This window comes from Brevundimonas sp. KH_060, from assembly GCF_057838275.1.
This window is the reverse complement of sequence record NZ_CM174463.1, coordinates 1,609,588-1,626,415: the sequence shown is the minus strand read 5'-3', so window position 1 is coordinate 1,626,415 and position 16,828 is coordinate 1,609,588. Positions and strand designations below refer to the sequence as shown.

Annotated in this window: 17 protein-coding genes and 1 other RNA gene; 10 read left to right on the top strand and 8 right to left on the bottom strand. The window is 65.9% G+C overall.

The genetic code is table 11. The annotated features are described in order from the left end of the window. The first annotated feature begins 1 nt into the window (after position 1). From ssrA to AC3IPP_RS08030, 3 genes are all read left to right on the top strand, one after another. Positions 2-370: a transfer-messenger RNA gene (gene ssrA, locus AC3IPP_RS08040) on the top strand. Positions 371-470: 100 nt separating this feature from the next. Beyond that, positions 471-968 carry an SspB family protein gene (locus AC3IPP_RS08035; RefSeq protein WP_489150917.1) on the top strand — a complete coding sequence of 166 codons (498 nt, stop codon included), beginning with the start codon at positions 471-473 and terminating at the stop codon, positions 966-968. Positions 969-1,056: 88 nt separating this feature from the next. Further along, entirely contained in the window at positions 1,057-1,548 is a 492-nt protein-coding gene (locus tag AC3IPP_RS08030) for an Ivy family c-type lysozyme inhibitor (RefSeq protein ID WP_489150916.1), read from the top strand. Positions 1,549-1,613: 65 nt separating this feature from the next. On the opposite strand, the gene AC3IPP_RS08025 is transcribed toward AC3IPP_RS08030, so the two are convergent. Continuing rightward, the gene (locus AC3IPP_RS08025) at positions 1,614-1,964 is read right to left on the bottom strand and encodes a RusA family crossover junction endodeoxyribonuclease (protein WP_489150915.1); all 351 of its coding nucleotides are present in this window, start codon (positions 1,962-1,964) and stop codon (positions 1,614-1,616) included. A gap of 105 nt (positions 1,965-2,069) precedes the next feature. Between AC3IPP_RS08025 and fumC the strand changes: the two genes are divergently transcribed. Then, positions 2,070-3,461, top strand: coding sequence for a class II fumarate hydratase (gene fumC / locus AC3IPP_RS08020; RefSeq protein ID WP_087140703.1), 1,392 nt, complete (start codon positions 2,070-2,072; stop codon positions 3,459-3,461). Positions 3,462-3,465: 4 nt separating this feature from the next. Then, complete coding sequence (locus AC3IPP_RS08015; protein ID WP_489150914.1) at positions 3,466-3,750, top strand: hypothetical protein; 285 nt, start codon at positions 3,466-3,468, stop codon at positions 3,748-3,750. Between the two features lie 28 nt (positions 3,751-3,778). Here AC3IPP_RS08015 and AC3IPP_RS08010 read toward each other — a convergent pair whose 3' ends face one another. Together AC3IPP_RS08010 and AC3IPP_RS08005 are read right to left on the bottom strand one after the other, a co-directional pair. After that, the gene (locus AC3IPP_RS08010) at positions 3,779-4,171 is read right to left on the bottom strand and encodes a YccF domain-containing protein (protein WP_374558806.1); all 393 of its coding nucleotides are present in this window, start codon (positions 4,169-4,171) and stop codon (positions 3,779-3,781) included. A 96-nt stretch (positions 4,172-4,267) separates the two neighbouring features. Then, on the bottom strand, positions 4,268-4,501 hold the full coding sequence (locus AC3IPP_RS08005) for a DUF2171 domain-containing protein (RefSeq protein ID WP_087140701.1): 234 nt from the start codon (positions 4,499-4,501) through the stop codon (positions 4,268-4,270). 85 nt (positions 4,502-4,586) lie between these two features. Between AC3IPP_RS08005 and AC3IPP_RS08000 the strand changes: the two genes are divergently transcribed. Then, on the top strand, positions 4,587-5,180 hold the full coding sequence (locus tag AC3IPP_RS08000; RefSeq protein WP_489177457.1) for a glutathione S-transferase family protein: 594 nt from the start codon (positions 4,587-4,589) through the stop codon (positions 5,178-5,180). Further along, a complete protein-coding gene (locus AC3IPP_RS07995) occupies positions 5,180-5,368 on the top strand; it encodes a DUF4169 family protein (RefSeq protein ID WP_489150912.1) in 189 nt (62 codons plus the stop codon). Before AC3IPP_RS08000 ends, AC3IPP_RS07995 begins: the two co-directional genes overlap by 1 nt. A gap of 4 nt (positions 5,369-5,372) precedes the next feature. Here the strand turns inward: AC3IPP_RS07995 and AC3IPP_RS07990 are convergent, their stop codons facing one another. Beyond that, positions 5,373-6,671, bottom strand: coding sequence for a diguanylate cyclase domain-containing protein (locus AC3IPP_RS07990; protein WP_489150911.1), 1,299 nt, complete (start codon positions 6,669-6,671; stop codon positions 5,373-5,375). A 177-nt stretch (positions 6,672-6,848) separates the two neighbouring features. Here AC3IPP_RS07990 and AC3IPP_RS07985 point away from each other — a divergent pair, with 177 nt between their 5' ends. Further along, positions 6,849-7,778, top strand: a complete 930-nt coding sequence (locus AC3IPP_RS07985) for a YihY/virulence factor BrkB family protein (protein ID WP_256968171.1) — start codon at positions 6,849-6,851, stop codon at positions 7,776-7,778. Here AC3IPP_RS07985 and AC3IPP_RS07980 read toward each other — a convergent pair. After that, entirely contained in the window at positions 7,744-7,989 is a 246-nt protein-coding gene (locus AC3IPP_RS07980) for a sulfurtransferase TusA family protein (protein ID WP_489150910.1), read from the bottom strand. The genes AC3IPP_RS07985 and AC3IPP_RS07980 overlap by 35 nt on opposite strands. Next, positions 7,986-8,480, bottom strand: a complete 495-nt coding sequence (locus tag AC3IPP_RS07975) for a CinA family protein (RefSeq protein ID WP_489150909.1) — start codon at positions 8,478-8,480, stop codon at positions 7,986-7,988. The genes AC3IPP_RS07980 and AC3IPP_RS07975 overlap by 4 nt, the downstream gene beginning before the upstream one ends. A gap of 73 nt (positions 8,481-8,553) precedes the next feature. On the opposite strand from AC3IPP_RS07975, the gene AC3IPP_RS07970 reads away from it, so the two are divergent. Further along, positions 8,554-10,830, top strand: coding sequence for a spermidine synthase (locus tag AC3IPP_RS07970; protein WP_489150908.1), 2,277 nt, complete (start codon positions 8,554-8,556; stop codon positions 10,828-10,830). 10 nt (positions 10,831-10,840) lie between these two features. On the opposite strand, the gene mfd is transcribed toward AC3IPP_RS07970, so the two are convergent. Together mfd and AC3IPP_RS07960 are read right to left on the bottom strand one after the other, a co-directional pair. Continuing rightward, positions 10,841-14,290 (bottom strand): transcription-repair coupling factor, encoded by a 3,450-nt coding sequence (gene mfd / locus AC3IPP_RS07965; protein ID WP_489150907.1) that lies wholly within the window; start codon positions 14,288-14,290, stop codon positions 10,841-10,843. After that, a complete protein-coding gene (locus AC3IPP_RS07960; RefSeq protein ID WP_489150906.1) occupies positions 14,290-14,619 on the bottom strand; it encodes an FAD assembly factor SdhE in 330 nt (109 codons plus the stop codon). The genes mfd and AC3IPP_RS07960 overlap by 1 nt, the downstream gene beginning before the upstream one ends. An 87-nt stretch (positions 14,620-14,706) precedes the next feature. On the opposite strand from AC3IPP_RS07960, the gene recG reads away from it, so the two are divergent. Beyond that, positions 14,707-16,797, top strand: coding sequence for an ATP-dependent DNA helicase RecG (recG, locus tag AC3IPP_RS07955; RefSeq protein ID WP_489150905.1), 2,091 nt, complete (start codon positions 14,707-14,709; stop codon positions 16,795-16,797). Positions 16,798-16,828 lie beyond the last annotated feature (31 nt).

The window sequence follows — 16,828 nt, the reverse complement described above, 5'->3', positions numbered from 1 at the left end:
GCCCCTTGGAAGGCCGCGCCGCCCATACTATATTGATCCTGCTCGGGTTCGCCCGAGCTATGGCGATAAACGCGCCTGTAATAAGCGGACCGGACCCGGGTGCGATTCCCGGCGGCTCCACCAACTTCTTCCCCGCGTTATCGGCGGAGGCAGCATGGGGCCGACTAGCATCGACGGACGTGTAAAGAGGATTGCTTTCGCTCGTCCTGGCCCACCGTATCGGGCCTTTATCTAACTGCGAACGATAACTTCGCTGGAGAAGTCCGCCTCGCCGCGTAATGCGGTTCGGTTGATTTCGAACACTTAAGTCCTAGGGGTTCAGATCCTTAGGCGGGGCCTGTCGGGAGCCTGGCAACAGAATCCCGGCGCTTCTCCCGACATCGAAATTCCTTTGCCGCAGGCGACTCTGCGTCTTCCGTCGCTCGCCTTGGGCGGGTAACAGTCGCGCGTTCCCCTTTCTTGAGGCGCCGATGACGGATCAAACTCCCCCTGTCGACGAGATGCATTATGAGCAACTCGCCCAGGACGCCCTGCGCGGCGTGATCCGCCTGGCGCTTGAGCGCGCGGCCGAGCCCGAGGGCATTCCTGGCGCCCACCACTTCTACATCACCTTCAAGACCCGCGGCGCCGGCGTCAGCGTCCCGCCGGACGTCCTGGCCAAATACCCGGACGAAATGACGGTCGTGCTGCAGCACCAGTACTGGGATCTGGCGGTCGAGCCGGATCTGTTCTCGGTCATGCTGAAGTTCGGCGGCGCGCCCAAGGTGCTGACCGTGCCCTACAGCGCCGTGGTCCGCTTCTACGACCCCAGCGTGCAGTTCCTGCTGCAGTTCGACGAGCCTGAAATCGTCGAAGCCGAGATCGCGCCCCTGTCGCCGCCCGCGCGCGACCCGGACGCCACCCCGCCTCCGCCCTCGGACGACGACGGACCGAAGGTCGTTTCGCTGGACCAATTCCGCAAGAAATAACGCCCTCGCGCCAAAGCGCGCGCAACCTTCGGGTGCAGACAAGCGTTGCCATAACCTCCCTCTTCCTTACCTAAGCGAGGTTGTTTTCATGCGCCTGTCCCTGATGTCCGTCGCCGCCGTTTCCCTGACGCTGGCCGCCTGCAGCCAGCCTGAAGCGACGCCGCCGGCGGAAACCCCGGCAGCTTCGACCGAAGCCGCGCCTGCCGCGACCGAAACCGCCGCTGCGGACTGGAGCGCGCTGAACGCTCAGATCGGCAAATATCCGAACGAGACCAAGCTTCTGGAAGACAGCGCGATCACGGCTGATCTGAAGACGCTGATGGGCGACAAGTTCGACGTTCTGGCGACCAACATGCAGACTCAAGCGCCGTTGCAGAAAGACGGCGCCGTCCTGTTCACTTCGGGCAACAAGCAGCATGAGGGCGGCGTCAACGCGGCCTATCTGCTGATCGATCCGGTCAGCAAGGCGCTGGAAGTCGGCCTGTGGGAAGGCGGCAAGCTGACCACCTACAAGACCGCCGGCTCGAACATCGCCAAGCCGAAGGACGTGCAGACGTTGATCTCGAACGCGGCGGGCTGATCCGCTTCGTCTGATTTGATCAAAGAATAGGGGTCGCGCCCGGCGCGGCCCCTATGTTCGTGGCCTTACGTTCTAGGGAAGACGCGAATAGTGATCCGTTCCCGCTCGCCCTCGCGGCGTTCGACCAGCAGGCGGGCGACCTGACTGTCGTCGTGGAACAGATAGCCCTTGATGGCGTCCAGCAGGGCCTTGGCCAGATTATCCAGGTCCATCCAAGGCGGGTCGCCGACATGCTCCATCACGATCTCGACGACGTAGTCGCCCCACGATGGTCGCGACGTCCATTCCTTGCGCATGAACTCATAGACCAGCGGCTTGTAGTATTTGGCCTGGGTGGTCAGGCCGTCGATGGCGATCTCGACCGCCCCGCCCTGCTCGCGCGCCCTGACCTTTCCGGTTCCGATCCAGCCGTCCACGCGTCGTCCGCCTTTCGTGATGTGCGGCTCGCCTTGCCCCGCCGCGTCTGCGTGCTACACCGCCCGGCATCTTCCCGCCACGCCTGAGAGACGAGTCCCGCGCACATGAGCAACGTTCGTATCGAAACCGACACCTTCGGCCCCATCGAGGTCGCCGCTGATCGCTACTGGGGCGCGCAAGCTCAGCGCTCCCTCGGAAACTTCAAGATCGGTTGGGAGAAGCAGCCCCTGCCGGTCGTGCGTGCTCTGGGCATCGTCAAGCGCGCCGCCGCCGAAACCAACCGCGACCTGGGCAAGCTGGACGCCAAGCTGGCCGACGCCATCATCGCCGCCGCCAATGAAGTGATCGAAGGCAAGCTGAACGACCACTTCCCGCTGGTCGTCTGGCAGACGGGTTCGGGCACCCAGTCGAACATGAACGCCAATGAGGTGATCTCGAACCGCGCCATCGAGATGCTGGGCGGCGAGATGGGCTCCAAGAAGCCGGTCCACCCCAACGACCACGTCAACATGAGCCAGTCGTCGAACGACACCTATCCGACGGCCATGCACGTCGCCTGCGCCGAGCAGGTGGTCAACGACCTGATCCCGGCCTTGAAGCACCTGCACGCTGCGCTGGACGCCAAGGCCAAGGCCTGGGCGCACATCATCAAGATCGGCCGCACCCACACCCAGGACGCCACGCCCCTGACGCTGGGCCAGGAATTCGGCGGTTACGCCCACCAGGTCGCCATGGGCATCGAGCGCATCGAGCAGACCCTGCCGCGCCTGATGGAGCTGGCCCAGGGCGGCACCGCCGTCGGCACCGGCCTTAACGCCCCGATCGGCTTTGCTGAAAAGGTCGCGGCCCAGATCGCAGGCATCACCGGCCTGCCCTTCACCACGGCGCCGAACAAGTTCGAGGCCCTGGCCGCTCACGACGCCATGGTCTTCACCCACGGCGCGATCAATACGGTCGCCGCCTCGCTGTTCAAGATCGCCAACGACATCCGCTTCCTGGGCTCGGGCCCGCGCGCTGGCCTGGGCGAGCTGTCGCTGCCGGAAAACGAGCCAGGCTCGTCCATCATGCCGGGCAAGGTCAACCCGACCCAGAGCGAAGCCCTGACCCAGGTCTGCGTCCAGGTGTTCGGCAACAACGCCGCCCTGTCGTTCGCCGGCTCGCAAGGCCACTTCGAGCTGAACGTCTATAACCCGGTGATGGCCTACAACTTCCTGCAATCGGTCCGCCTGGTCGCCGATGCAGCCATCAGCTTCACCGACAACTGCGTCGTCGGCATCGAGCCGCGCGAGGACAACATCAAGCACGGTCTGGAAAACAGCCTGATGCTGGTCACGGCCCTGAACGCCAAGCTGGGCTACGACACCTGCGCCAAGATCGCCAAGACGGCGCACAAGAACGGCACCACCCTGCGCGAGGAAGCCGTCGGCGGCGGCTATCTGACGAACGAAGAGTTCGACGAGTGGGTCCGTCCCGAGAAGATGATCTCGCCGCAGTAAAAACATGAACAAGCGCCACGCCCTTTTTGTCATTGCCGCTGCACTCGGTCTGGGCAGTTGCGAAAGGGCGTGGCCGATACTACAAAGTTGCGATTATGATGAGATCGCTGCAAAAGCGATCAAGACGAAGCATCCTTGGTTTCAGCCGCGTGGACCATTGGTTTCCGCGCAGTATAAAGACGTCGTGATTGCTTTCTACGCGCCGACTGAAGTGAGGCCTGGCGGCACTGCTCATGTCGCCATTGGCGTTCGAAACTGTAAAGTCAAAGAGGTTTGGCTAACCCAGTAACTGCAATTAGCTGACCCAGTAGCTGTAATTATCTGTCCCGGATCGTCCGCCCCACCGGCGCCAGCGACAGCTTGGCCAGTTCGACGTTCTTCAGCGCGAACGGAATGCCGATCAGGCTGACGAACTGCGGGACGGCGATCAGGAGATGCGCCAGGGCTATGTACCATCCCGCCAGCACCAGCCAGATCACGTTCAGCCCGACGCCCAGGCAACCCGCGCCCAGGTCAGCCGGGTTCGGATCGCGCCAGACGATCTCGCGCCCGAACGGCCAGAAGGAATAGCTGGCGATGCGCCATGCCGAAAACGCCCACGGCAGGCCCACGACCGTCAGCGCCAGCAGCAGCCCGCCAAACAGCCAGGCCAGGCCCGAGGCGAAACCGCCCAGGAAGAACCACAGCAGGTTCAGGATCAGTCGGATCAAGTCTGTCGCCCCTTCGCGTCAATCACATTCTCTATATGGCGAAAGGCCCCGCTGATTGCAGCAGGGCCTCCGGTGAAATCGCGGTAAGGCGGCGCCTTAGTGTTTCTCGGTCCAGCGCGCCTTGGCCTCATCCTTCGTCATGTTCAGATGCACGTGCTCATCCACACGCGTGACCCAGGTGACGGGGATCATGTGGTGCTTGAGGCCTGAACCCAGATCCAGCTTGGCCAGTTCGATCTGGTCGCCCATCACATGGTCCACGCGACCGACATGGCCGCCGTCCGAACCGACGACTTCCTGATGTTCCTTGATCATCGAGGCGTTTATCATTGACGCTCTCCGTTACTATGGGGACCGCCTCGGAACGGCCCGGCCGTTAGAGGGTTCACCGCAAAGCCAGGCGAGAAAGTTCACAATGTCGATGATCATTCACCACGCGCCGCAGTCCCGCTCGACCCGCCTTCTGTGGTTGCTGGAGGAGCTGGACGCGGACTATCGCGTCCACTACGTCGATATTCTGCGGCGTGAGGGCCAGGGCCGAACCGATCCGGCCAACCCCCATCCGCTGAAACAGGCCCCGGCGCTCGAGGTCGACGGGCAGGTACTGATCGAATCGGTGCTGATCTTCCTGTTCCTGACCGACCGCCACCCCGAGGCAGACCTGGCGCCGGGACCGGCCGATCCGCGCCGAGCGGAATATCTGTCGTGGCTGGGCCTCTACAACAATGTGCTGGAGACGGTGCTGACCTCCGGTCCGCCCGCCAGTTGGAACGAGACGCAAAAGGCCGCCTATGCCGAGCTGGACCGTCGCTGGCGCACGGCGATCCAGAATGGCGGCTTCATCCTGGGCGACTTCTCCGCCCTCGACATCCTGTTCGGCAGTTTGCTGCAATGGTTCCGCGCGGCCATGCCCGCGGGCGAACCGTATGACGCCTATGTCCAGCGCATCGGCGCGTGCCCAGCGCTGAAGCGCGCCTGGGCCAAGGACAGCCCGGACGGTCATGTCTGATGGGTGAGGTCGTCAACCTGAACAAGGCGCGAAAAGCCCGTGACAAAGCCGCCGCCAAGCACACGGCCGAAGCCAACCGCCTGACCTTCGGCCGCACCCGCGCCGAACGTGACGCGGCCAAGGTCGAACGCGAGCGTGACGCCATGCGCCTGGACGGCCACAAGCTGGACGACGACACCGACGCCTAGAACGTCATGATACCTGGGCCGAAGCGCGTTCCAGCAAGGCGGTCGGAGTTTCATCCGGTTGCATCTCGGCGACGCCGACGTCGAGCTCAACCACGAAAGGCGAGCGGTTCGGCCCCGCGTCAAAGGCGGTGCAGGCGATCACCGCCGCGATCCGTTCCGCAGTCAGGCGCGCTGCAGCGTGATCCGTCGCAGGCAAAGCCAGGGCGAAGGTTTCCGACGACAGACGCGCGGCCGTGTCCTCCACCCGCACCAGGCGCGACACCATGGCGCCGATCTGGGGCATGGCCCGCTCCAGCCACCCGCCCGTGCGAACCGCCGCCATGGTTTCACTATCCGGCACGCGCAGGACGCACACGGACAGGCGTCGGCTCCGTTCACGCGCGCCCTTGGCGAGGCGCGCCAGATGCGCCGCGAACAGGTCGCGACTGAACAGCCCGGTCTCGGGATCCATCAGGTCGCAACCACGCACAGCGTCCAGAGCCCGCCTCAAGCCCTGCCGACGGCGATGATTGCGCGCCAGGGCCAACACCCGCTCGGCCGCTTCCTCCTCTGAAGTCTCTGCGGCGGCGACGTCAGCGAAGCCTCGTTCGAACAGGGCCGCCAGGTCAGGCTCGACCTTCTCGCGCAGATAGAGGGTCAGGGGGATATGATAGAGGCGCGTGTTGCGACGCATGCCCGCCGCGATCGACAAGGCCGGCGCATGGTCCCGATCCCCCCACAGCACGGCGGCGTCGAAGGCGCGCTCATGCAGATAATCGAAAGCCGTATAGGGGGTCGGCGCCGCCACAGCCTCTGCGCCCGCCGCCGCCAGGGCGTTGGACAGGGCCAGGAAACGGCGATCCGCCGCGCCCGCCGTCAGCACCTGTAAAGGCGTGTCGCCCATCGTCGGCTCGGGCAGGTCAACGCCATGAGCCGCAAACGTCGCCTGACGCAGCCTGAATTCTTCCTCTGCCACCGCAGCGCGCGTCAGCTGCTCCAATCGGAAGGCCGTCTGCAGCGGATGGGGATGCGTCGACACAACCAGGTCGCATTCCTCGCCTCCGCGCTCTGATGCGGCGCCCAGGCCCAGTATCGACAGATAGCGCGGAGCGGCGGCACGGCGCAGGCGCTCCAGCCCGCCTTCAGCAAGGCTCTTCAACTCAACCACGGCCGCATCCACCGGCAGGTCCGACACCGCCAGAAGCGCGGCGTCAAGCGAGCGCGCGGTGACGGTGCGCCACCCCAGTCGGTCCAGTCCTTCGCAAAGCGAGCCAAGCTGATCGTCGGCGTCGGAGACGACCAGAACGCGCGGATCCGATTCCAAACACTGTCTCCTTGGCCTGGACGGCTCGCCCCCGCGACCGCTCCAGAGCCGCCATGATACCGGCGCCGACGAGGCCCGCAATGGGCAAGGCAGATCATCCGATGACGACATTGGGACTTCTCACCTTGCTGCGAATGGGGTTAATCCGCCCCCTTCGTTGACGATCGAGACTGCCGTTTGACCTTTTCCAAGCCGATCACGGCCCAACCCCGGCTCTGGCTACGCCTGATGACGCGGGCTTTCAGCCGTAGCTGGGGTCGCGACGTCATGCTCTATACGGGCGGCGTGTCCTTCTTCGCCCTGCTGGCGTTGTTCCCGGCCATCGCCATCCTGATCGGCTTCTACAAGGCCGTTCTGACTATCGGACAGGTCAGCGAGCAGGCCGCCGCCCTGGCGGATGTCATCCCTTCGGCCGCGCGCACTCTGTTCCTGAATGAAATCGACCGTCTGGCGAACGCCTCGGCCCGCACGGTCTCGGCTCAGAGCGCCATCGCCCTGGTGATCGGCGCCTATGCGGCGCACCGTGGATTCAAGGCCCTGCTGGCCGGATTGAACCTGATCCACGACGAGACCAACCCGCTCGGCTTCTTCAAGTTCAACATGCTGGCCTTCCTGGTCGCCCTGGCGGCCTTCGTGCTGTTCACTATCGTCTCGGGCGCCGTGGTGACTTCACGCCTGATGGAGCACGCCTATGCCGATCAGCCCGTCGGCTGGCTGGCCCTGCCGCTGGACGGCCTATGGCCTGCGCTGGGCCTGTGGCTGGGGCTGACCATGCTCTATCGCTACGCCATGGCCCACGCCAAACGCGTCGCCTGGAAGGCCGCCATCATCGGCGGACTGGTGGCCACCGTCATGTCCACCTTCTTCTCCTGGCTGTGCACCATCTATGTGGAGCAGATCGTTCACCTGGGCGCGACCTATGGCTCGGTCGGCGCCGTGGTGGTGCTGCTGATCTGGCTGTCGTGGAACGTCAACGCCGTCTTCTACGGCGGCGCCTTCGCAACAGAGCTGGAAATTGAGTGGGAGACACGCGCGGTTCCGCCCGAACCGACCGCCCTGCCCGACACGGTCGTCAACCTGTCGGAGCGGCGCCAGTCTCGACAGTGATGCTCAGGACGCCGTCCGTCTCGTCGATCTGAACCACGCGGCCGCCCAGTTCCTGCATCAGGAACGGCACATCGATCCGCGCCATGGCGTCCGTGGCCAGCAGGGTCAGCCGGACGCCCGACGCCCGCCCCTCCAGCGCCTTGCGAAGACGCAGGCTGGGGACCGGGCATTTGTGCCCGCGCGCATCCACCGTCATCACAGCCTCGCTCATTCCGACACGGCGTCCATCAGCAACCCCAGGGCCGTTCGCACGCTTTCCAACCGGATCGCATCGCGTCCGATGTCGCCGAAGCGTTTCTCCAGATGCACGGTCCGGCCGTTCGGGCCATGCGCGGCGAAATGCACCAGTCCCACAGGTTTCTGCGACGAGCCCCCTCCAGGCCCGGCGATGCCCGTCACAGACACGGCGATTGAGGCTCGCGAGCGTGTCACGGCGCCTTCCGCCATGGCGCGGGCCGTCGGTTCGGACACGGCGCCGAAGCTCGCCAACAGGTCGCTGTCCACGCCCAGCATCTCGACCTTGGCCTCGTTGCTGTAGGTGACGAACCCGCGATCCAGCACGGCGGACGATCCTGCAATCGCCGTCAACGCGCCCGACACCAGACCGCCGGTACAGCTTTCAGCCGTGGCGATCATCAGGCCAGCAGCTTCCGCTCGACGAATCACGGCCTCGGCGATCGCCTCGATGTCCTGCGGCAACATAGGAATTCGCTCCGTCCACGAGTCGTCATAGCCTCACCGGACGGAATCAGCCGCCCGACGTCGAAAGCAGCGAATGACCGATCAAACTCTGACGCCGGCGCATCGCAGCGTCGATGCGATAACACCTGCGGCCTTCGCCGTCGCGGTCTTCACCTCGGCCAGCCTGGTGTTCGTCGTTCAGCCGATGACGACCAAGCTGGTGTTGCCGCTGCTGGGCGGATCGCCGTCGGTGTGGAACACCGCCATGGTCTTCTTCCAGGCGGCGCTGCTGGCGGGCTATCTCTACGCCCACCTGCTGCAACGCATTCCGTCGATAAGGGCGCAGGCGACGATCCATCTGGTGTTGCTGGCGGCGGCGGCCGTCTTCCTGCCGCTCAGCATCACCCAGGCGCTTGGCGATCCTGATCCGGCCGCCCCGATCGGCTGGCTGCTCGGCGCGCTGGCGCTGTCGGTCGGCGCCCCGTTCGCGGTCCTGTCGGCCACGGCCCCCCTGTTGCAGGCCTGGTATGCGCGTGTTCGTGCAGGGCGACCCGACGGCGCGAACCCCTATGTCCTCTACGCCGCCTCCAACCTGGGAAGCTTCCTGGCCCTGTTGGCCTATCCCGCCCTGATCGAACCGCTGGCCTCCCTGTCGGGACAAAGATGGGGCTGGACGGTGGGTTACGGCGTCTTCGCGGTCATGCTGGTGGGCCTCACGATCCTCATGCCGCGCGCCGCGAGCATCGCCCAGCCCAAGAAAGCCGCTGACCGCAGCCCGCCCATTCCCTGGCGTCGGAAGATCGTACTGGTTCTGCTCGCGGCGGCTCCATCCAGCCTGATGCTGGGCGTCACCGCTCACCTTTCGACGGACGTGGCCTCCGCCCCCTTCCTCTGGGTTGCGCCGCTGGCGCTTTATCTGCTGACCTTCGTCATCGCCTTCCAGGCGAAGCCCTGGATTCCCCTGCACATCACCCTGATGCTGCAGGCCTTCCTCACGGTGCTGATCGCCGCCCTGGTCGGAATGACGACGGGTCAGTGGCTGGCGTTGCTGGGCCTGCACCTTCTGGGCTTCTTCTTCACCGCCCTGATGTGCCACCAACAAATGGCGGCGCGGCGTCCAGCGCCGGACCGATTGACTGAATTCTACCTGTTGCTGTCGCTGGGCGGAGTGCTGGGCGGCGCCTTCACCGCCCTGATCGCGCCGGTCGTGTTCGAGACGGTGCTGGAGTATCCGCTTGTCATGGTGCTGGTCTGCCTGGCCCGTCCCTGGCTGGGCGATCGTCCAGCCAAGCATGAATTTTGGTTGATGGCCGCCGGTTTGGTGATCGCCCTCTTCGTCCCCCTGCTGTTCGAGATGTTGCGCTACAACCCGCCTCTGAGAGCAGCTTTCAGCGAGTTCGGCCTGACCGCGACGGCTCAGATCATCCTGGGCGTCGCCGCCATCCTCGCCTTCGTGGTTCGGGATCGAGTGCTGATGTTCACGGCTGTGGTCGCAGCCATGACCCTGTCCGCCCATTACATCGGCCGCGGCTATGACTGGAGCCTGTCCGAGCGCAGCTTCTTCGGCGTCATGCGCGTGGCGGTCACGCCCGATCCCAAGATGGGCGGCGACATCCATGTGTTGATGCACGGCACCACCCTGCACGGCGCCCAGGCGCGCCATCCGAACTTCGCCTGCGCCCCGACCATGTACTACGCCCGCACCACGCCCCTGGGCCAGGCGGCGGAGCTGATCCAGGCTCGCAGCCCGGCCGCCGTCATCGGCGTCGTGGGTCAGGGTTCGGGCGCTATGGCGGCCTACAAGCGCGCCTCTGACCAAATGACCTTCTTCGAGATCGACCCCATGGTCGACCGCATTTCACGCGATCCGAACTGGTTCACCTTCATCTCGGATTGCGCCGACGGGCCTATCCGCACGGTGCTGGGCGATGCGCGGCTGACGCTGAACAAGGAGCCTCGCGGCACGTATGACCTGCTGGTCATCGACGCCTTCTCGTCCGACGCTGTGCCGACCCATCTGCTGACCCGCGAAGCGATCGAAGGCTATCTGAAGCTGTTGAAGCCGACAGGCGTCGTGGTGCTGCACCTGTCGAACCGCAATCTGGAGATCACCCTGCCCGCCGTCGCCGCCGCACGCGAATTGGGCGCTGCTGAACTACATCAGGTCTACGTCGAGAACCCCGAGGCCGCGCTGATGGCCGAGGCTTCGACCGAAGCTCTGGTCATCTCGCCGACCGCCGAGGGACTGGCCGACTTCAAGGCCGACGGTCGCTGGCGCAAGCTGGAGCCGACCGAGGTGCGGCCGTGGACCGATGACTACGTCAACCTGTTCGACGCCCTGATACGTAGCATGAAGGCCCGCGTCGGCTGAGGTGCGGGGGCTAGGCCGCCCCCGCCACCCGCGCCAGATCGGCGGTGATGCGCTCGGCCACCTTCAGGCGGTCCTCCGGCGTCGGCCAGTCGCCCTTCACCACGATCTTCTGATCCGGGCGGATCTTCCAGAAGGCGTGGTTCTTCTGGATCAGGCCGACCAGCCCCATCGGATTGGGGAAGGTGTTGTTGCGCAGGGTCAGCACCGCGCCCTTGGGCCCGATGTCGATCTTTTCGATCATGGCCGTGCGGCAGTTGGCCTTGATGCCGACGATCCGCAGAAGCTGCTGCGCCTCATCCGGCAGCGGCCCGAACCGGTCGATCAGCTCGGCGGCCATGGCCTCGCGATCCTCCATCTTCTCGGCGTCGGACAGGCGACGATACAGGCTCAGACGCACGTTCAGGTCTGGGACGTAATCCTCTGGAATCAAAACGGCCGCGCCGACATTGATCGAGGGCGACCAGCCGCGATCCGGCGTCGCCTCGCCTTGCTCGCGCAGTTCGGCGACAGCGTCTTCCAGCATCTGCTGATACAGTTCGACGCCGACCTCGCGGATATGGCCCGACTGTTCGTCGCCCAGCAGGTTGCCGCCGCCGCGCTGGTCCAGATCGTGGCTGGCCAACTGGAAGCCCGCGCCCAGATTATCCAGCGACTGCAGCACCTGCAGACGCCGCTCCGCCGACAGGCTCAACGGCTTGGTCGGATCGGTCGTCAGATAGGCGAAGGCCCGCGCCTTGGACCGGCCAATGCGGCCTCTGATCTGGTGAAGCTGGGCCAGGCCGAACATGTCGGCGCGATGCACGACAAGCGTGTTGGCCGTTGGAATGTCGATGCCGCTCTCGACGATGGTGGTCGAGACCAAGACGTCATATTCGCCGTCGTAGAAGGCGCTCATGACGGCTTCCAGTTGGGTCGGACTCATCTGGCCGTGGCCAACGACGAACTTCACTTCGGGCACCTGTTCGCGCAGGAACCGCTCGATGTCCGGCAGATCCTTCAGGCGCGGCGCGACGTAATAGGCCTGACCGCCGCGATACTTCTCGCGCAGCAAGGCCTCGCGCACCAGCACCGGATCCCACGGCGTGACATAGGTCCGCACCGCCAGACGATCGACCGGCGGGGTGGCGATGATCGACATCTCGCGGATGCCCGACAGCGCCATCTGCAGGGTGCGCGGGATGGGCGTGGCCGTCAGGGTCAGCAGGTGAACATCGGCCCGCAGGGACTTCAGCTTCTCCTTGTGCTTGACGCCGAAGTGCTGTTCCTCGTCCACGATGACGAGGCCTAAGTCCTTGAAGCCGACCTGATCGGCCAGCACCGCGTGGGTGCCCACGACGATCTCGAAACTGCCGTCCTTCAGGCCCGCGCGGGTTTCGTTTGCATCCTTGGCCGTGACCATCCGCGACAGGTGGCGCACCTTGATCGGCCAACCGGCGAAGCGTTCCGAGAAGGTCTTGAAGTGCTGACGCGCCAGCAGGGTCGTCGGGCAGACGATGGCGACCTGTTGGCCTGTCATGGCCACGACGAAGGCGGCGCGCAGGGCGACTTCCGTCTTGCCGAAGCCGACATCGCCGCAGATCAAGCGATCCATCGGCGTGCCCTTGCCGAGGTCTTCCAGCACGTCGCCGATGGCGTTCAGCTGATCGTCCGTTTCCTCATAGGGGAAGCGGGCGCAGAACTCGTCGAACAGGCCCGCGGGCGGCACGATGGCGTCAGACACGCGCAGCGCCCGCTTGGCGGCCAGGGCGATCAGCCCCTCGGCCATGGCGCGCAGGCGCTCTTTGGCCTTGGCCTTGCGCGCCTGCCAGCCCGCGCCGCCCAGTCGGTCCAGCTGAACCCCCTCTGCGTCCGTACCGTAGCGGGTCAGAAGGTCAATGTTTTCAACCGGCAGGTAGAGCTTGCTCTCACCGGCATAGAGGAGTTCGAGACAGTCGTGCGGCGCCTCTTGAATCTCCAGCGTCCGCAGACCCTCATAGCGGCCGATGCCGTGATCCAGGTGAACGACCAGATCGCCCGCCGTCAGGGCCGAGGCTTCGGCCAGGAAGTTGGACGCCCGCCGCTTGCGCTTGGGCCGCGCCAGCCGGTCGCCCAGAATGTCGGTCTCGGAAATGACGGCCAGATTGTCGGTGGCGAAGCCATGCTCGACCGGCAGCACCGCGCGTAGATAGATGCCGTCGGGCGCGCCCTGCACATCGGCCCAGTCGCGCACCGCCACGACGTGCGTCAGGCCGTGATCGCCCAGCATGGCGGCCAGACGCTCGGCCGAGCCTTCGGACCATGAGGCGAACAGGACGCGCTTGCCTTGCTCCTTCAGCGCCTCGGCGTGCTGCGCCACGGCGGCGAACAGGTTGACGCTGTCCTGCGATCGCTCGGCGGCGAAGCTGCGGCCCAGGCGGCCGCCCGCATCCTCGCCCGAACCGGCGGCCAGCGGCGACAGGCGGCGCACGGCGCGACCGGCCAGGGCGCTATTCCAGTCGCCGTCTTCCAGATAGAGCCGCGCGGGCGGCAGGGCGCGATAGGCCGCCCCGCCCTTGCCGCGCGCCGCCTCCTTGCGCGCCTCATAGGCGTCGACGGTCAGGTTCCAGCGCTCGCCGCGCGCTTGCTCCGCCTGACTGTCCAGGAAGACCGGCGCCGTGTCCGGCAGGTAGTCGAACAGCGTATCCAGTCGGTCGTAGAACAACGGCAGCCAGTGTTCGACGCCCTGACGGCGTGCGCCCTCGCTGACGGCGGCGTACATGGGTTCATCACCCGGCGCGCCGAACAGATTCAGATAGCCGCTGCGGAAACGCGAGATGGAATCTGCATCCATCAGCACTTCGGACACCGGCGATAGAGAGACAGCCTTCAACTGACGCGTCGAGCGCTGGGTCTCAGGATCGAAGGCGCGGATCGATTCCAGCTCGGAGCCGAACATGTCGAGGCGCACCGGCTCCTCGAATCCCGGCGGGAAGACGTCGATCACCCCGCCTCGAATGGCGTATTCGCCTCGCTCCGACACGGTCGAGGCGCGCACATAGCCGTTAGCCGCGACGTAGCGCTCAAGAGCGCCCGTATCGAGATCGGCGCCGACCTTGGCCGCGAACCCGGCGCCGGTCACGGCGCTACGCGGCGGCGTGCGCTGGGCGGCGGCCGCAACCGTGGCCACCACCAGCAGCGGCGTCCGTTCCGACGGATCACGCGCGGCCAGCCGCGTCAGCGTCGCCATACGCTGCGCCGCGACCGAGGCCGTCGGGCTCAACCGGTCATAGGGCAGACAGTCCCATGACGAATACTCAAGAACTTCAACATCCTTGGCGAAGAAACGGAATGCCTGGATGAAGTTTCCTGTGCGCTGATAGTCACGCGCGACGAACAGGGTGACGCCGCCCTGGGTCTTGATCCGCTCGGCGACGATCAGGGCGTCCAGCCCCTCCGGCGCGCCGCCCAGTTCCGCGTCGATCCGCGCCAGCGCCGCGTCCATCAACCGATGCCCTTGGCCACTTCGGCCGCAACATGTTCGCGCATGAAGGTGCGGATACGAGCCAACATGGGCCCTTCGAACTCGGGCGGGGTTGGTTCACGCTCGATGATCCAAGCGTAGAGGTACTGGTCCTCTTCATCCAGCAAACGCTCGAACTCGGTCAGTTCATCGTCGTTCAGCGTCGGCGCAACCTGATCGGCGAACGGGCCCAGCACCATGTCCGCCTCGCGGAAGCCCCGGCGCCAGGCGCGAAAGGCGATGCGGCCCAGGCGCGTCTTGCGGTCGTCAGAATTCAGGGCGTCCTCGGGACGTGCGTCGATATCGGCCACGCGGTTTCCTTGCCTGTCCGTTCACTTCGGTAAGAGGCCGATCAGATAGCGTTCCAGACGCCGCTTCGCCAGCTATGCTGTCCAATGATGAGGCCCGAGATTCTCTTTCCCCTGTTCGCGGACGTCACCACGCTGAAAGGCGTGGGGCCGCGCAGCGCCCCTCTGGTGCAGAAGGTGGCGGGTCCGCTGGTGCGCGACGTGCTGTTCCTGTCGCCCAGCGGCGTGATCCAACGTCGGCGCACCACGGCGATGGAGGCCGTCGACGGCGAGATCGGCGTCTTCGAGGTGACGATCGACCGTCTGATCCCCCCGCACAAACACGGCGCCCCCATCAAGGTGCGCGCCATCGATGACACGGGCTACATTCACCTGATCTGGTTCGCTGGTTCGCCGCGTCATATCGAGAGCCTGGCCCCGCGCGGGTCGCGCCGCTTGGTGACGGGCAAGGTCGAGCGCTTCAACAGCGAAGTCCAGATCGCCCATCCGGACTACATCCTGCCCGTCGAAAAGGCGGATGAAATTCCGTTGTCCGAGCCTGTCTATCCGGCGACGCAGGGGCTGACCTCGCGCCAGATCCGCAAGCTGGCGCAGGGCGCGCTGGCCCTCGCGCCCGAACTGCCGGAATGGCAGGAGCCGAACTGGCTGGCGGCGCGGCGCTGGGTCGGTTGGCGCGTGGCTCTGGAGGCGTTGCACGCCCCCGCGAACGAATCGGACCTCGCGCCCGACACGCCGGTGCGCCAGCGTCTGGCCTATGACGAACTGTTCGCCCACCAACTGGCCCTGGCGCGCCGTCGCCGCGCGCGCCAGATCACTCCGGCCGCCCGCATCACGCCCGGCGAGGCCTCTGCCCGACTGCTGGGCGCCCTGCCCTTCACCCTGACCGGCGCGCAGGAACAGGCAGTCGCGGAAATCCGCGCCGATCTGGCGTCCGGCGAACAGATGGGCCGGCTGCTTCAAGGCGATGTCGGCTCGGGCAAGACCGCCGTCGCGGCGCTGGCGCTGGCCGATGCGGCCTCCAGCGGCTTCCAGGCCGCCTTGATGGCGCCGACCGAGATCCTGGCGCGCCAGCATTATGACAAGCTGTCGCCCCTACTGGATCAGGCGGGCGTGTCCAGCCTGCTTCTGACCGGACGCGACACGGCGGCTGAGCGGCGTGGCAAACTGGCTGCTCTGGCCTCGGGCGACGCCCAGGTCGCCATCGGCACGCACGCCCTGTTCCAGGATGCGGTGCAATTCGACCGTCTGGCCCTGGCCGTCATCGATGAGCAGCATCGCTTCGGCGTGCGTGAGCGCCAACGACTACAGGCCAAGGGGGATTCCGCTCTGGGCGGCGTCCATCTGCTGACCATGTCGGCGACGCCGATCCCGCGCACGTTGGAACTGACGCAGTACGGCGAACTGGAGGTCAGCCGTCTGATGGAGAAGCCGCCCGGCCGCACGCCCGTGACCACGGCCGTCCTGCCGCTGGCGCGCATCAGCGAGGTGGCGAAGCGGCTGAAGGCGGCGGTCGAGGCCGGCGCGCAAGCCTATTGGATCTGCCCTCTGGTGGCCGAATCTGAAGCCATCGACCTGGCCGCCGCCGAGGATCGGGCGAATGACCTGCGCAAATACCTGGGAACCGAGGTCGGCCTGGCCCACGGCCAGATGCCGGGCGCCGAGCGCGAAGCCGTGATGGCCGAGTTCGCGCAGGGCCGCCTGCCCGTTCTGGTCGCCACGACCGTGGTCGAGGTCGGCGTCGACGTGCCCAACGCCTCCATCATGGTGATCGAACACGCCGATCGCTTCGGTCTGGCCCAGCTTCACCAGTTGCGCGGGCGTGTGGGACGCGGCGCCAAGGCCAGTTCCTGCATCCTGCTGTACGGCGGCGAGGACGGCGCGCTGGGCGAAACGGCGAAGGAGCGGCTGGAGACCCTGCGCCGCACTGAGGACGGCTTCGTCATCGCCGAGGAAGACTTCCGCTTGCGTGGCGGCGGCGACCCGCTGGGCCTGAAGCAGAGCGGCTTCCCGGCCTATCGCTTCGCAGACCCGATCCGCCATCGCTCGCTGCTGCTGGCGGCGGCCGACGATGCACGCCTGCTGTTGGGCCGCGATCCCGAGCTGGCTAGCGAGCGCGGTCAGGCCGTGCGCCTGCTGGAAGCCCTGTTCGACTGGAAAAACGAACGCCCCACAGCGGACTGAGGGGCGTCGTAAACTCAGCGAGATTTGGAAG

Excerpts from the sequence above, each read along its gene's own strand:
- AC3IPP_RS08005 (WP_087140701.1), bottom strand. The coding sequence starts at position 4,501 with ATGATAAACGCCTCGATGATCAAGGAACATCAGGAAGTCGTCGGTTCG.
- AC3IPP_RS07975 (WP_489150909.1), bottom strand. The coding sequence starts at position 8,480 with ATGTTGCCGCAGGACATCGAGGCGATCGCCGAGGCCGTGATTCGTCGA.
- fumC (WP_087140703.1), top strand. The coding sequence starts at position 2,070 with ATGAGCAACGTTCGTATCGAAACCGACACCTTCGGCCCCATCGAGGTC.
- AC3IPP_RS07995 (WP_489150912.1), top strand. The coding sequence starts at position 5,180 with ATGGGTGAGGTCGTCAACCTGAACAAGGCGCGAAAAGCCCGTGACAAA.
- AC3IPP_RS07980 (WP_489150910.1), bottom strand. The coding sequence starts at position 7,989 with ATGAGCGAGGCTGTGATGACGGTGGATGCGCGCGGGCACAAATGCCCG.
- mfd (WP_489150907.1), bottom strand. The coding sequence starts at position 14,290 with ATGGACGCGGCGCTGGCGCGGATCGACGCGGAACTGGGCGGCGCGCCG.
- AC3IPP_RS08035 (WP_489150917.1), top strand. The coding sequence starts at position 471 with ATGACGGATCAAACTCCCCCTGTCGACGAGATGCATTATGAGCAACTC.
- AC3IPP_RS08030 (WP_489150916.1), top strand. The coding sequence starts at position 1,057 with ATGCGCCTGTCCCTGATGTCCGTCGCCGCCGTTTCCCTGACGCTGGCC.
- recG (WP_489150905.1), top strand. The coding sequence starts at position 14,707 with ATGAGGCCCGAGATTCTCTTTCCCCTGTTCGCGGACGTCACCACGCTG.
- AC3IPP_RS07970 (WP_489150908.1), top strand. The coding sequence starts at position 8,554 with ATGACCGATCAAACTCTGACGCCGGCGCATCGCAGCGTCGATGCGATA.
- AC3IPP_RS08000 (WP_489177457.1), top strand. The coding sequence starts at position 4,587 with ATGTCGATGATCATTCACCACGCGCCGCAGTCCCGCTCGACCCGCCTT.
- AC3IPP_RS08015 (WP_489150914.1), top strand. The coding sequence starts at position 3,466 with ATGAACAAGCGCCACGCCCTTTTTGTCATTGCCGCTGCACTCGGTCTG.